The sequence below is a fragment of the Burkholderia sp. PR2 genome, from assembly GCF_052372875.1.
Classification (GTDB): domain Bacteria; phylum Pseudomonadota; class Gammaproteobacteria; order Burkholderiales; family Burkholderiaceae; genus Burkholderia; species Burkholderia diffusa.
This window is the reverse complement of the sequence record NZ_JBQRWH010000001.1, coordinates 658,629-672,294: the sequence shown is the minus strand read 5'-3', so window position 1 is coordinate 672,294 and position 13,666 is coordinate 658,629. Positions and strand designations below refer to the sequence as shown.

At 67.0% G+C, this 13,666-nt stretch carries 10 protein-coding genes; 4 read left to right on the top strand and 6 right to left on the bottom strand.

The window, feature by feature from the left end; all coding sequences use genetic code 11:
* Positions 1-45: 45 nt before the first annotated feature.
* The 4 genes from ACT2FV_RS03040 to ACT2FV_RS03025 form a co-directional block, all read right to left on the bottom strand.
* Complete coding sequence (locus ACT2FV_RS03040; RefSeq protein ID WP_151050060.1) at positions 46-1,473, bottom strand: MFS transporter; 1,428 nt, start codon at positions 1,471-1,473, stop codon at positions 46-48.
* 233 nt (positions 1,474-1,706) lie between these two features.
* A complete protein-coding gene (locus tag ACT2FV_RS03035; protein ID WP_444503172.1) occupies positions 1,707-3,185 on the bottom strand; it encodes a sensor domain-containing diguanylate cyclase in 1,479 nt (492 codons plus the stop codon).
* A 142-nt stretch (positions 3,186-3,327) separates the two neighbouring features.
* Positions 3,328-4,422 carry a potassium channel family protein gene (locus ACT2FV_RS03030; protein ID WP_174910358.1) on the bottom strand — a complete coding sequence of 365 codons (1,095 nt, stop codon included), beginning with the start codon at positions 4,420-4,422 and terminating at the stop codon, positions 3,328-3,330.
* A 60-nt stretch (positions 4,423-4,482) separates the two neighbouring features.
* Positions 4,483-5,817 carry an NAD(P)/FAD-dependent oxidoreductase gene (locus tag ACT2FV_RS03025; RefSeq protein ID WP_444503171.1) on the bottom strand — a complete coding sequence of 445 codons (1,335 nt, stop codon included), beginning with the start codon at positions 5,815-5,817 and terminating at the stop codon, positions 4,483-4,485.
* Positions 5,818-6,057: 240 nt separating this feature from the next.
* On the opposite strand from ACT2FV_RS03025, the gene ACT2FV_RS03020 reads away from it, so the two are divergent.
* The gene (locus ACT2FV_RS03020; protein WP_059607122.1) at positions 6,058-6,705 is read left to right on the top strand and encodes a hypothetical protein; all 648 of its coding nucleotides are present in this window, start codon (positions 6,058-6,060) and stop codon (positions 6,703-6,705) included.
* A 214-nt stretch (positions 6,706-6,919) separates the two neighbouring features.
* On the opposite strand, the gene ACT2FV_RS03015 is transcribed toward ACT2FV_RS03020, so the two are convergent.
* Positions 6,920-7,129, bottom strand: a complete 210-nt coding sequence (locus tag ACT2FV_RS03015; protein WP_059464641.1) for a hypothetical protein — start codon at positions 7,127-7,129, stop codon at positions 6,920-6,922.
* Positions 7,130-7,661: 532 nt separating this feature from the next.
* Between ACT2FV_RS03015 and ACT2FV_RS03010 the strand changes: the two genes are divergently transcribed.
* Both ACT2FV_RS03010 and ACT2FV_RS03005 read left to right on the top strand, forming a co-directional pair.
* Positions 7,662-8,516: a helix-turn-helix domain-containing protein gene (locus ACT2FV_RS03010; protein WP_059607120.1), complete on the top strand. Its 855-nt coding sequence runs from the start codon at positions 7,662-7,664 to the stop codon at positions 8,514-8,516.
* Positions 8,517-8,636: 120 nt separating this feature from the next.
* A complete protein-coding gene (locus tag ACT2FV_RS03005; RefSeq protein ID WP_059607118.1) occupies positions 8,637-10,301 on the top strand; it encodes an ATP-binding domain-containing protein in 1,665 nt (554 codons plus the stop codon).
* 53 nt (positions 10,302-10,354) lie between these two features.
* Here ACT2FV_RS03005 and ACT2FV_RS03000 read toward each other — a convergent pair whose 3' ends face one another.
* Complete coding sequence (locus tag ACT2FV_RS03000) at positions 10,355-11,914, bottom strand: methyl-accepting chemotaxis protein (protein WP_124623140.1); 1,560 nt, start codon at positions 11,912-11,914, stop codon at positions 10,355-10,357.
* Positions 11,915-12,142: 228 nt separating this feature from the next.
* Here ACT2FV_RS03000 and ACT2FV_RS02995 point away from each other — a divergent pair, with 228 nt between their 5' ends.
* Positions 12,143-13,657 (top strand): MDR family MFS transporter, encoded by a 1,515-nt coding sequence (locus ACT2FV_RS02995; protein ID WP_444503170.1) that lies wholly within the window; start codon positions 12,143-12,145, stop codon positions 13,655-13,657.
* Positions 13,658-13,666 lie beyond the last annotated feature (9 nt).

Sequence of the window (13,666 nt, the reverse complement as noted above, 5' to 3'; positions counted from 1 at the left end):
GGCGTTGCGGCGAACTTGTTTTGCGGATCCCGGCAAGGCCCGCCTTCACGCCGCCGCCTCGTCGTCGATATCGCGCGCCGTCGGTTCATGGCGCACGATCAACAGGAACACGATCGGCGTGGCCGCGCTGACTGCGACGACCCAGAACATGTCCGTGCCGAGACGGGCCTGCAGGATCGGCAGCACGAACAGCGCGAGCGCCTGGCCGATTCCGCACAGCGAGCGCCCGAAGCCGACCCCCGTGCCGCGGATCGCCGCCGGATAGGACAGCGTGGGATAGATCATCATCTGCGCACCCGGCCCGAAGCCCTCGGCGAACAGCCAGGTGCCGAGCATCAGCAGCACGAGGCCGACCGCGAGTGCGCCATGCGGATGCCCCGCCAGCGCGAGCGCGACGAGTGCGACGAACTGCAGCGCGAAACCGGCGATCGCGACGTGGCGCGACGGATATCGATACGCAAGGCGCATGCCGAGCAAGCCGCCGGTAAACGCGAACAGCACATTCAGCGCAAGCGACGCCGCGATCGTCTCGAACACGCCCGCGCCGAGAAACTGCGACAGGATCGACGGCAGGAAGAACGCGATCGCCGTGTATTCAAACGGAATGCACAGGTTCATCACGCTGGCGACGATCGTTCGTCCGAGATACGGACGCTGGAACAGCACGCGAATCCGCACGGGCGGCTGGCTCGGCGCACGCGGCACATCGTCCGCTTCATGGGCGTGAATGCCGAACGACTCGCGAAGAATGCGCGCGGCATTGGCCAGATCGCCCTGGTTCGCGGCCCACAACGGCGATTCGTTCATGAAGCGATTCCGGACCAGGATGATGACGAGCGCGGGCACCGCGCCGAAGATCAGCGACGCGCGCCACAGCCATCCCGCATGCTCGGCCGGCAGGAGGAAATACATGCCGAAGATCAGCAGGAAACACACCGACGACGCGACGTACCACATCGGGCACCATGCGGCGAGCCGCGACGCCTTGTTGCCGCGGCCGCTGAACTTCGAGAATTCCGCGAGGAACGCCATCGCGACGGGCAGGTCGATGCCGACCCCAAGCCCCATCACGAAGCGCGCGCCGATCAGCACCCAGACGTTCGGCGCGAGGCCGGCCGCGATCGCCGCGATCACGAAGAACAGCATGTCAGCCATGAACACCTGGTAGCGGCCGATCTTGTCGGTCAGCCATCCGCCGATCAGGCTGCCGAAGATCGTGCCGATCATGATCGCCGAGCCGACCAGCCCGGTCAGCGCGGGCGTCAGGCCGAATTCGCGCGAGACGTCGTCGATGCCGTAAGACAGCGTCGTCAGATCGTACGCATCGAGAAACACGCCGCCGAGCGCGAGCAGCACGATCATCCGTGCGTGGCCGACGGAGCTGTCCGTCGAATTGATCAGGCGCGCCACATCGCTCGCCGAGCGAATGGGCGCGGAAACCGGCGTGACAGCGTTCAGGTCGATCGAACTCATCGCATTCCCTTGTTCGCCGCATGGCCGGCGAAGTCTACGTCGAGACAGGAACCCGACACGTGCACACGCGGTCACCATCACAGGACAAGTGGATGCTGGAGCGCCGGCACACATGCATTCGGGTTCCGGAAGCGATGATTCTGTTCTCGCGATCCGGCATTCCCAACCGATATAAATCGATAAATTATTCGGTGTACGTCATAACGTCTTGCGGCCGCATGTCGTGGCCCGCGTCATGCCGGCGGCTGAAAGGCGGCAACCTTGTTCCGGCCGGTCGCCTTTGCGTAGTACAACGCCTCGTCGGCTGCCTTGATCACGGCGGCGGCCTCGGCATCGTGCTCGGGCGTCCAGCTCGCCAGGCCGATACTGGCCGTGACATGCCCGTATTCGCTGCCGGCGTGCTCGAGCGGCAGCTCGTCGATCGCTGCGCGAATCCGTTCGGCAATCTGGGCGGCGCCCGGCTCGGACGTATCGGGCAGCAGCACGACGAATTCCTCTCCGCCATAGCGGGCCGCGGTATCGGCCGGCCGTCGGATGTTCTCGCCGATGCAGCGCGCGACCGCAGCCAGCGCGTCGTCGCCCGCCTGATGGCCGTAGGTATCGTTATAGGCCTTGAAGCGATCGACATCGACGAACAGCAACGAGAAAACCGATCGTGCGCGCCGCGCGCGACGCCATTCGCGTTCCAGCACTTCCGCGAAGCTGCGGCGATTGTTCAGGCCGGTGAGACCATCGGTGCGGGCGAGCAGCACGAGTTCCGACTCGGCGCGCATCCGGTGCCGGAGCTGCGTGGCGAGCATGAAGGACACCGCGATGAACGCGGCGCCGAACGTCGCCACCAGCGCGCCGATCGTCACGGCGCGGTGCCGCCATGCCGCATAGATATCCTGCTCCGCTTCCGCGACCATGACGATCAGCGGCAGCTTCGGCAGGTGCCTGAAGTAGTAGAGGCGACGCACGCCGTCGAGCGACGCGGTTTCGGAGAACACACCCTCACGCGCGGCCTGGAACCGCTTGAACGTCGCGGCCTGGCTGATGTCGCGACCGATGGTGTGGACGTCGTACGGCTGACGCATCACCATCACGCCGTCGTTGCCGATCAGCGAGATCGATCCATGTTGTCCGAGCGACAGGCCGGCAAACAGCTGATGGAAATACTCGAGGTTGACCGCGATGAGCACGATGCCGGCAAACGAGCCGTCGGGGTTCGAGATCCGCCGCGTGAGCCCAATGCTGAGCGAGCCGCCGCGCAGGCGGGACGGGAACGGGTCGCTGACATAGAGCCCTGCATCCGGATTGTCGCGGTGGACGGTGAAGTACTTGCGATCGGCGAAATTGCCGCGGCGCGGCACGTCGCTGGCGGAATCGAGGACGATGTTGCCGCCGGCGTCGAGCACCAGCATCGAACCGAGAAACTGTGCCGTCATCGCGTTATCGAACAGCACCGCGCGCCGCAAGGTCGCCGGTGCAGCCTTCACGTCGTGACGTTGAAGCCCGGCGATAACCGCCTGCAGCGACAGGTCGTAGAGTTCGAAATTGCGTTCGATGTCGCGCTCGGCGATCAGGCCCAGATTGCGGGAAGTTTCGCTCGCCCGCTCGAGCGCGTCGTTGCGGCTCTGGAACAACTGCAGCACGCACAGACCCATGAGCGCGCAGGCAATCACGACACCGATCACGACGATCGTCTGGGGCGCCGCCGACCTGAATTGCATGTGTCTCCTCGATGATCACGCTCGTGCGCGGCGCACGACGCGATTACGTCATACTAAATAACGCGCGGTGGCTTATCAAGCGGGGATGCACAGGTCACGGCGCGGCAGTGGCTGCCATGCCGGGTTATTGCCCAACCGGCCCTCACATGTCCGGGTCCGGAATCCTAGCCGACTGGATCACGACCAGCGTATCGCCCGCCTCGATCCGGCACGGCGGATCCTCGTAGAACGAATGGATCTTCCCGCAGCGATCGAGCCCGACGACGATCGCGCCCGGCACGACGTTCGTCATGCAGCCGATTTCGTGCGGCAACGCCTCGCGCTCCAGCAGCGTCGCCCGCCCGCGCGTCGACAGCATGTCGTTCACGAACGGTACGATATAGCGGCTGTGCACCGCGTCCGCGAGCAGCAGCGCGCCGATCTTCGTCGACGACACGATCACGTCCGCGCCCGCCTGCCGCAGTTGCCGCTGATACAGGTTCTCCTGGATCCGCACGACGATCTTCGTCTCCGGCGCGATGCTGCGCACCGACAGCGTCAGCAGGATCGCGGTCGGGTCGTCGGTCACCGAGATGATCACGGCCTTCGCCGCGCGCACCTGCGCCTGCTGCAGCAGATCCTCGTGCGCGGGATCGCCAAGCAGCCCGGTCACGCCGAGCGACGTCGCGGCCTCGAGCGCCTGCTGCTGCGCGTCGATCACGATGATCGTCGACGGATCGACGCCGCTTTCGAGCAGCTCGCGCACGGCGATCGACCCCGACAGGCCGTAGCCACATACGACGATATGATCGGACAGCTGCTTCTGCAGGCGTTTCATGCGGAATTCCTCGATGACGCGCTGGATCACGAACTGATATGCCGTGCCCAGGAAGATGAACCAGATGCCGATGCGGATCGGCACGATGAAGAACGCATCGATCAGACGCGCGCGCGCGGTGACCGGCACGATGTCGCCGTAGCCGACCGTCGCGACCGTGACCATCGTGAAGTACACGAGGTCCGCGACGTTCATCGGCGTGCTCTTGGTCGAATCGCGCAGGCCGTCGCGATCGAGATACAGCACGAGAAACGCGAGCACGCACAGCACCACGACCGCGCCGAGACGGAACAGCAGCGTGCGCCGCGGCGACGTCGCCGGACGCGTGAACAGCGTGCGCGCACGCGGCGCCCGCCATGGATCGCGGGTACGACGCAGGCGCGAGCGCAACGGGCGGCGCTTGTCGGAGGGCGTTGCCAACGGGGAATCTCCTGAAGATTGCGGGCTCGATTCTACGACGGGAACACGCGCGCACGTCCGCTACAGCATGCTGCGCGGCCGCACCATCGTCCCGTCGGCGAAACGCCGTGCACGGAACGCCGACAGGTCGAGCGACGGCTCGCCCGTATCGACCCATTCGGCCAGCAGCCGTCCGACGATCGGCCCCATCGCGAAGCCGTGCCCGCAGAAGCCGGTCGCGATCGCGAGCCCGGACGGCGTGCCAGGCGCGTCGATCACCGGAATTCCGTCGGGCACCACGTCGATCAGGCCGGCCCAGGCCTCGACGATCTGCGCGTCCTTCAGCGCGGGAAAGATCGCCTTCAGCTTCGCGAGCGCGCGCGGCGCATGCGCGCGATTCGGCTGCGGCTGCGGATCGCGCGGCTCGATCGCGCCGCCGCCACCGCCGATGCGCGCGCAGGCATCCCGCCACGCCGCCGCATTCAGATGCAGCCGGAACTTCTCGCGCTGCGACCAGAACTCCGGCCAGAACAGGCTCAAGCCGCGCAGGTGGCCGAGCGTCAGGTCGACGTCGACCTGCATGTCGTCGGCGAGATTGATCGCACCATTCCTGCGTTGCCGAATGCCGAGGCCGTGCCCCCAGATCGTCGATGCGGACACGTCGGGCAGCACGTTGGTGCGCATGCAGGTGCCGCGCACGGCCTGCTGCGGCAGCCGGATGCCGACGCCGTCGAGCAGCCGGAAGCTGGTCGCGCCGGCCGCGCAGATCACGCGTCGCGTGCGGATCGTGCCGCGCTCGGTCACGACGCCGACGACCGCGCCGCCGGCCGTCTCGATCGCCGTCACGCCGCAGCCTTCGAAGAAACGCGCGCCGGCTTCGGTCGCGCGCGCCGCGAACGCGGCGGCCACACGGCGCGGCTCGGCCTGCCCGTCGGTCGCCGTATACAACCCGCCGAGCGTGCGCGCTTGCGCCGACAGGCCGGTCACGCGCGCGTCGATTTCCGCGCGTGTCAGCGTGCGCGTGTCGAGCCCGTGTTCGCGTGCGACCGCGAGCCACGCCTGGAACGATGCCCAGTCGTCTTCGTTGTCCGCCATATAGAGGCAACCGCCCTGCCGCCATTCGAGATCGAAGCCGAGCGCCTGCTCGAGCCCTTCCCAGATCCGCATGCCGGCCATCATCAGCGGCACTTCGGCGGACTCGCGGCCCTGCTGCCGCACGAAGCCCCAAGCGCGCGTCGATTGCTGGCCGGCGATGCGCGACTTGTCGAGCACGACGGCCTTCAGGCCGCGCAGGCCGAGGTAATAGGCGGCCGCGCAGCCCATGATGCCGGCGCCGGCGATCACGATGTCGGCTTCGGCCGGAAACGCCGTGTCGGCGTGCGTCAATGTGTCATGCAGCGGATAGGTTGTCGTCATTGTTCTCTGTTGGCGTTGATACGTCCGGCGCATCCATCGACGTTCGCGATGGCATGCACCGGATCATGCGGTCGGGTTCCGGACGGGGCTGGCGAACGTGCGGGACGCGCGATGAACGGACCGGCCGCAGCCCCGCTGCCGGTCGTTTTCCGCTCATCGGCCGTCCCCATTTTTTCGCCTTGACGGCGCTATGTTACCGCGCGATAAACTGTACATCCATACAGTATCGCTGCAGTAAAAATGATCCTCCCCCCATTCGATCCCCCGAAGCTGAACGACCTCACCGAATGGTGGACGAAGTGCACCTACGCAGACGTACAGCGCCTGATACTCGAAGTGCAGCACCTCCGCCTGACGCTGTGGGAACTGAAAGCGCACGTCGCGGATGCGTCGCGCCGGATCCGCGTGCTGGATCCGGCCATGCTCGCGCATGGCTCCGCGCTGCGGCGGCTCGGCTACCTGCTCGACAAGGAGATCGAACGCGCGAATCCGATCGGCCGCACGCGTGACGTGTATGCGCCGTTTTCGGATGAGTGGCGCGCCCGCGAAGCGCTGCGCTGTGCATTGCGTGCGCGGCCCGAGCCCGCGGAAGCCGGCACGCTCCCGCACGCGATTCCGGAATTTCAGCGCGTCACCTGGGCAGAGCTTCGCGATCGCTGGCGCCACCTGAGCGACAAGCAATCGAGCAGGCAGAACATCGAGCAACGCATGGTGCTCGAGATCGCGCGCCAGCGATCCGTGATCCTCGCGCGCGCGAGGAAACTCGTCGATGCCGCGATAGCCGAAGCGGCGGCGGAAGGCACGCAGCTGTTCGCGCTCGATCAACTCAAGCGGTTGCTGTCGGTCGAGCGCGAGGACGGCGAACCGTTCACGTACATGCCGGCGTAGGTCGATCGCATTCGGCCGCCGTCGATCGATGGCCGCGATGGCGCGCGCGTCGATCCATCGGTTCGCACTTCTCAAGAGATGGACACTGGAGGATCGCCGTGTAACCGGCGATCCTGCGGTGCTTCGCCAATGCCATCCACGCCGGGCATTCGGAACGTGCGTCGTGTTTTTCGCGTTGAATGAGCGTACCCGTCCTGCACGGCCGAACGACGCGCTACGCGTAGCGGCTCAGCCATTCTTCGGAGAACTTCTTCGCATAGGCGACGGCATCCGCTTCGGTATCGAATTCGCCCAGCTTGCGGAATGCCGCCTCGCGGCTGAAACCCAGCTTCGTGACCTCGACCTGGGCGGCGTACTTGCCGTCCTCCGTCACGCGCGGTTCGCAGTTCATCTCGTACCCGCGCATCACAAATTTCTTCTGCATCGCTTCAACACTATTTTGAGACCGCGAAATCGTAGCACGGGCCCCCGCCGCATTCACGCCCTCCCCCGAAACGGGGCAGCATCGGTTTTTTAGAGTAAACCGTCAAACAATCCGCGTATAAGACGCGATTCCGTCAAGCCCGGCGCACGACGTCCTGTAAAAATTTGTCGCCGTCAGAGTGACATGATGCCGCGGTTCCCGGTCATGAATTCGCCCTACTCTGGTGCAATTCTTCGGCAGCGCGACGCAATTACGCGCGGCCAGACAAGGAATCCTGTCCAGGCCCCTCGCGATCCGTGCCTGAAGGTTGCGAGCGGGGCAGCGGCGCGCGGCACACGCCGCCGGATCGCGCGTAACGTCGTGACACACCTTTCACAGAAACGCACCTTTTGCGACATTGAATGACAGTCGTTTTGCGGTAAAGTTATCTTTTCCGCGCGTGGCCGGTCGGCTCGCCCCTGGACGTCGTCAAGACTGTCCGCCGAGACTGCCGCAAGGCGTCGTTCTGAACGTCACGATCCGTTCCCGTAGCATGACCACTGAAGCAATCACCACGGATTCCCTCGCGGTTGCCGAGCGCGTGCGCGAGCTAATGACTCGCAACGGCATCGGCAAGCGCCAGCAAACCACCGAGCTGTGCCGCATCCTCGACCTGAGCTTTTCGCAGGGTCACCGCAAACTGCGCGGCAGCAGCCCATGGACGCTCGCGCAGATCAAGAAAGTCGCCGAAGCGTACGGCGAGCCCGCCGCTCAACTGTTCGGCGCGCAGACGCTCGACCCCGGCATGGTCGGCGCCTATTCGCAGGAAGCCGTCCTGTACGCCGGTGTCGCCGAAATTCCGTGTACCGCCTGGATCGGCGCGCCGCTCGAAGCCGGCGCGCGCCCCGAGTTCGTCGCGTACGAACAGAACGGCCGCTGGCGCGTGCTGCGCCACACGGGCGTGCTGTACCAGAACGCGTACGACGTGCACAAGATCGAGATCTATCCGCGCCGCGCGGAGAGCGACAAGCTCGTCGTCGCGGTGATCGATCCCGATCGCGTCAGCGCGACCGAGCTGTGCCGCTATCTCGAGCGGCAGGGTTTCGCGACGGCCGCATTCGACGGGCTCGCGCCGTTCGTCGACGCGCTGCAGGGCCAGGCGTTCGACGCGGTCGTCACCGAATGGCTGTTCGACGACGGCACGGCCGCCACCGCGATCAAGGCAGTGCGCACGTCCGACAATCCGGGCGCGCCCATCTTCGTGCTGACGGGCGACCTGCTCACGGGCCGCGCGAGCGAAGCGGACATCAGCGAAGTGATCCGCGCATTCGACGTCGTCTGCTACGAAAAGCCCGCACGCATGGCGATCCTCAGCGCCGATCTCGCGAAGCGGCTCGCACGCGGGTAATTCCCGCACGCACGCCCCCTCTTTCGCATGGCCGGCGCCCGCGCGGCGCGGCGGCCGTGAACCGGTTCCTCAGTACAATAGCCGGACCCTGTTCACGACCGGCCTGCGCCGCCCGACTTCATGGCCCGCCTCATTCCCGACGACTGGAAAAACCTCGCCGCCACCGGTGCGGCCGAACGCGAGCGCGAGACGCTTGCCGCCCTCGAACACGCGCTGCCGGACAGCTACACCGTCTATCACGGCGTGCACTGGACGCGTGCCGACCAGGGCTTCTCGGTGTTCGGCGAAGCGGCGTTCGTCGTCGTGAGCCCGGCCGGCCGCGTGCTGCTGATCGAGCAGAAGGCCGGCTTCCTGCGCGAAACGCCGAAGGGGCTCGTGAAGGTCTACCTGCAGAAGGAGCGCAACGTCCCGATCCAGCTCGCGCGCACGCAGGAGACGCTGCACCGGCGGCTGACCGCCGCGCTCGGCGCGGGTGTCTACGGCGTCGAGGCGCTGCTGTACTGCCCCGACTACGCGATCCGCGAGACGGCGATCGCAGGCGTCGCGGCCGACCGCATCGTCGACGCGTCGCGCAAGGCGCAGCTCGCGCAGGTGATCCTGCAGATCCTGCCCGAGCACGACGAACCGTTGCCGAACGCAGCGAAGCTGCATCATTTCCTCGCGGACGAGCTGGCGCTCACGCCCGACACGAGCGCGCTCGTCGGGCAGGCCGGCACGCTCGTCACTCGGCTGTCTGGCGGGCTTGCCGCGTGGGCGCGCCAGCTCGAGTTCACGCCGTTCCGCTTGCGCGTGACGGGCACCGCCGGCTCGGGCAAGACGCAGCTCGCGGTGCAGGCGATGCGCGATGCGGTCGCGGCCGGCAAGCGCGTGCTTTACGTATGCTTCAACCGGCCGCTCGCCGACTACATCGCGCGCATCGCGCCGCCCGGCGCGAAGATCGCGAACTACCATCAGCTGTGCGACTGGGTGGCCCGCGACGGCGGCTATACGCCCGACTTCGACGCGCCCGGCGCGTTCGAGCGGCTCGAGGCGCACTTCGCGGAAGCGCCGGTTCCGGAACGCTGGCGCTTCGATGTGCTGATCGTCGACGAAGGTCAGGATTTCCATGCGCCGTGGGCGGCCGCACTGGAGCGCCTGCTGGCACCGGACGGCGCATGGTGGTGGCTGGAAGATCCGCTGCAGAACCTTTATCTGCGCGAGCCCGTCGCGCTGCCTGGCTGGGTCACGCTGAAGGCGCTGACGAACTACCGCAGCCCGCGCGACCTGCTCGAATTCGTGCGCGACGTCGTCGGCCGCGTCGAGCCGCTCGCGGCCGAACTGCGCTCGGGCAGCCCGTTCGACGGTTCCGATCCGACGGTGTCGTCATACGGGGAAGACGGCGCGGGCGACGCGCTCGCCGACGCGTGCATCGACGCGACCAAGCGCGCGATCACGCACGCGCTGTCACTCGGCTTTCGCAAGCAGGACATCGCGGTGCTGTCGTATCGTGGCCGCGAAAGCTCGGTGCTCGCGCGGCTCGACCAGCTCGGCCCGCATCGGGTCAAGCGCTTCACGGGCAAGTACGATCTGTTCGGCAACCCTGAATATCGCGAAGGCGACGTGCTGCTCGATTCGATCTATCGCTTCAAGGGGCAGTCCGCACCGTGCGTGATCCTCACCGAGATCGACTTCGACACGCTCGATGCGCGCGCGGCCCGCAAGCTGTTCGTCGGCGCGACGCGCGCGACGATGAAGCTGCTGCTCGTCGCGTCGGCGCGCTCGGCCGCGCAACTCACGGGCGGCTGACACGGCGGGCGGCGGGTGCGCGCGGGACCGACCGCCCCGCCCGCCGCCGCACGTCACGCGACGCGAAACGCCCCCACCGCCCGGCGCAGCCCGTCGGCCTGCTCCTCGAGCGAAGCGGCGGCTGCCGCCGCCTGCTCGACCAGCGCCGCGTTCTGCTGCGACACCTGGTCCATCTGCGACACCGCGCGGTTCACCTGCTCGATCCCGTCGCGCTGCTCGTTCGACGCGGCCGCGATCTCGGTCATGATGCCCGTCACGCGGCCGATCGCCTGCTGGATGTCCTGCATCGTCGCGCCGGCCACGCCGACCAGCCGCGACCCCGTCGCGACACGCTCGACCGACTCGCCGATCAGTGTGCGGATCTCCTTCGCGGCCGACGCCGAGCGCTGCGCGAGCGTGCGCACTTCGCCCGCGACCACGGCGAAGCCGCGGCCCTGCTCGCCCGCGCGCGCGGCTTCGACCGCCGCATTCAGCGCAAGGATGTTGGTCTGGAAGGCGATGCCCTCGATCGTGCCGATGATGTCGGCCACCTTCTGCGAGCTCTGGTCGATCTCGTTCATCGTGCCGATCACTTCGCCGACGACCGCCGCGCCGCGCGTCGCGATCTCGCTCGCGTTGTCCGCGCACGCCTGCGCCTCGACCGCGTGATCGGCGTTCTGCTTCACGGTCGCCGTCAGCTGCTCCATGCTCGCGGCCGTCTCCTGCAGCGCGGACGCCTGCTCCTCCGTGCGCTGCGACAGGTCGGTGTTGCCGGCCGCGATCTGGTGCGTCGCGGTCGAGATCGCTTCGGAGCCCTGGCTGACCTGGCGCACCGTATCGGCGAGGCTGCGCTGCATGCCCGTCACGCCCTTGACCAGCTCGGCCATCTCGTCGCGCGACGACCAGCGCACTTCCGACGTCAGGTCGCCGTCCGACAGGCGGCGGAAATGCGACAGCAGACGGTTCACCGGTTGCGTGATCGCGAAATGCAGGCCGATCGCGCAGCCGAGGCACGCGGCGAGACCGAACGCAATGCCGGCGATCGCGCCCGCGCGCATCCAGCCGTAATAGGTCTGCGCGGTGTCGTAGACGTCCTTGCCGCGCGCGGCCTGGTACGCGTCAAGCGCATCGGTCGCCTGCGTGAGCGCGACCGACAGCGGCGGCGCGACCGTCATCAGCAGCCGGTCGGCATCGTCGCGATGTCCCGCGCGGATCGCGTCGATCAACGGCTTCAACGCCTGTCCGATCAGCGCCTGGCGCGCGGCGTCGAGCCGCGTCGCGAGCGGGCCTTCGTCGCCGTCGTGCGGCATCGTCGCGTAAGTGCGCCACGCGGCGTCGGCCTTCGCGAGATAGTTCTCGGCCTTGTTGACGAGATCGGGCACTTCCGGCGCTTCGGGATGCAGCAGCGCGCGGTCGAGCGTGGTGCGCACGATCGTCAGGTTCAGGCTCGCGGCGGACAACGCGGTCTTCGCGGCCAGCTGGCGCGTATAGGCCTCGTCGAGCGCACGGTTCGAGCTCTGCATGCCGGTCAGGCCGATCAGGCCCGAAACAACGAGCAGCGCGGCGACGAGGCCGAGCGTGGAAAAAATCCGCGTACGGATCGAGAAGCGGGAAAACAGGGCGTTCAGGTTCATGACGGGACGTGAGCGGTAAAGAGTGCCGCGGCAATCGGTCCGCGGCACTCTGGATTACGGTTAGCCTGCAAAAAACTTGAGCCCCGCCCGCTGCCGGGCTGATCGCGATCAATTTTCCGGCCCGCAATCTTCTGTTACCGATGCAATAAATTCAGGTACGGCAGAAATTGACTAGGCAACGAATTGACTCTATATTTCGACCAATTCCCTGCCATGGCAGATATCTCGATGAGAACCGATACCCTCCTTGCCCCACCGGCCGCCGAAGCGGCCCGTCGCGACGCGCCGACCGGGCTGATCGTCGCCGCGCTGCTGCTCGTCATGCTGCTGTCCGCACTGGACCAGACGATCGTATCGACCGCGCTGCCGACCATCGTCGGCGAGCTCGGCGGCCTCGACCAGTTGTCGTGGGTGGTCACGGCGTATTTGCTGTCGTCGACGGTCGTACTGCCGCTGTACGGCAAGCTCGGCGACCTGTACGGCCGCAAGATTGTGCTGCAGGCGGCGATCGTGCTGTTTCTCGCCGGTTCCGCGCTGTGCGGCATGGCGCAGGACATGACGCAGCTGATCGTGCTGCGCGCGCTGCAAGGGCTCGGCGGCGGCGGGCTGATGGTCGTCACGATGGCCGCGATCGGCGACCTCGTGCCGCCCGACCACCGGGCGCGCTATCAGGGGATGTTCGGCGGCGTGTACGGCCTCGCGACGATCGTCGGGCCGCTGCTCGGCGGCTTCCTGGTCGAACATCTGTCGTGGCGCTGGATCTTCACGATCAACCTGCCGCTCGGCTTCGTCGCACTCGCGGTGATCGGCGTCGCGTTCCGGCCGCACACCGCGCACGTGAAGCACCGGATCGACTATATGGGTGCCGCGTTCCTCGCAACGGCCCTTACCTGCGTGATCCTGTTCACGAGCGAAGGCGGTTCGCTGCTGCCGTGGTCGTCGGCGCAGCTGTGGATGACGCTGGTGCTCGGCGTGGTCGCGATCGGCGGCTTCATCTACGAGGAACGGCTTGCGGCCGAGCCGATCATGCCGCTCGAACTGTTCCGCCAGCGCACCTTCGTGCTGATGAGCCTGATCGGCTTCGTCGTCGGCATCGCGCTGTTCGGTTCGGTCACGTTCATTCCGCTCTATCTGCAGGTGGTGAAGGGCTCGACGCCGTCGCAGGCCGGGATGCATCTGCTGCCGATGATGGGCGGGATGCTCGCGATGTCGGTCGCGAGCGGCCGGCTGATCTCGCGGCTCGGCACGTATCGGCCGTTTCCGATCGCGGGGACGCTGATCGGCGGCATCGCGATGGCGCTGCTGTCGACGCTGACGCTCGACACGCCGCTGCACACGATGTACGCCTACATGGCGCTGCTCGGGATCGGGCTCGGCATGGTGATGCCGGTGCTCACTCTCGCCGTGCAGAACACGGTCGAGTTCCGGCACATGGGCGTCGCGACGTCGGGCGCGACGCTGTTCCGCTCGATCGGCGGCTCGCTCGGCGTCGCCGCGTTCGGCGCGCTGTTCTCGCACGGGCTGCAGTCGCGAATCACGCAGGCGCTGCCGGCCGGCACGGAGCTGCCGCCCGCGCTCGGTCCGGCGGTCGTGCACCAGTTGCCGGATGCGGTGCGCGAGGCGTACCTGCATGCGTTCGCCGGGTCGCTGCACGTGGTGTATCTCTCGGCCGCGTGCGTGATCGCGATCGCTTTCGTGCTCGCGTGGTTCGTCGAAAGCGCGCCGCTGCGCAAGCATCACTGATCGGCGGGC

What these genes read in the sequence shown, in the direction of transcription:
- ACT2FV_RS03040 (WP_151050060.1), bottom strand. Translation starts at nt 1,473, where the DNA reads ATGAGTTCGATCGACCTGAACGCTGTCACGCCGGTTTCCGCGCCCATT.
- ACT2FV_RS03035 (WP_444503172.1), bottom strand. Translation starts at nt 3,185, where the DNA reads ATGCAATTCAGGTCGGCGGCGCCCCAGACGATCGTCGTGATCGGTGTC.
- ACT2FV_RS03025 (WP_444503171.1), bottom strand. Translation starts at nt 5,817, where the DNA reads ATGACGACAACCTATCCGCTGCATGACACATTGACGCACGCCGACACG.
- ACT2FV_RS03020 (WP_059607122.1), top strand. Translation starts at nt 6,058, where the DNA reads ATGATCCTCCCCCCATTCGATCCCCCGAAGCTGAACGACCTCACCGAA.
- ACT2FV_RS03015 (WP_059464641.1), bottom strand. Translation starts at nt 7,129, where the DNA reads ATGCAGAAGAAATTTGTGATGCGCGGGTACGAGATGAACTGCGAACCG.
- ACT2FV_RS03010 (WP_059607120.1), top strand. Translation starts at nt 7,662, where the DNA reads ATGACCACTGAAGCAATCACCACGGATTCCCTCGCGGTTGCCGAGCGC.
- ACT2FV_RS03005 (WP_059607118.1), top strand. Translation starts at nt 8,637, where the DNA reads ATGGCCCGCCTCATTCCCGACGACTGGAAAAACCTCGCCGCCACCGGT.
- ACT2FV_RS03000 (WP_124623140.1), bottom strand. Translation starts at nt 11,914, where the DNA reads ATGAACCTGAACGCCCTGTTTTCCCGCTTCTCGATCCGTACGCGGATT.
- ACT2FV_RS02995 (WP_444503170.1), top strand. Translation starts at nt 12,143, where the DNA reads ATGAGAACCGATACCCTCCTTGCCCCACCGGCCGCCGAAGCGGCCCGT.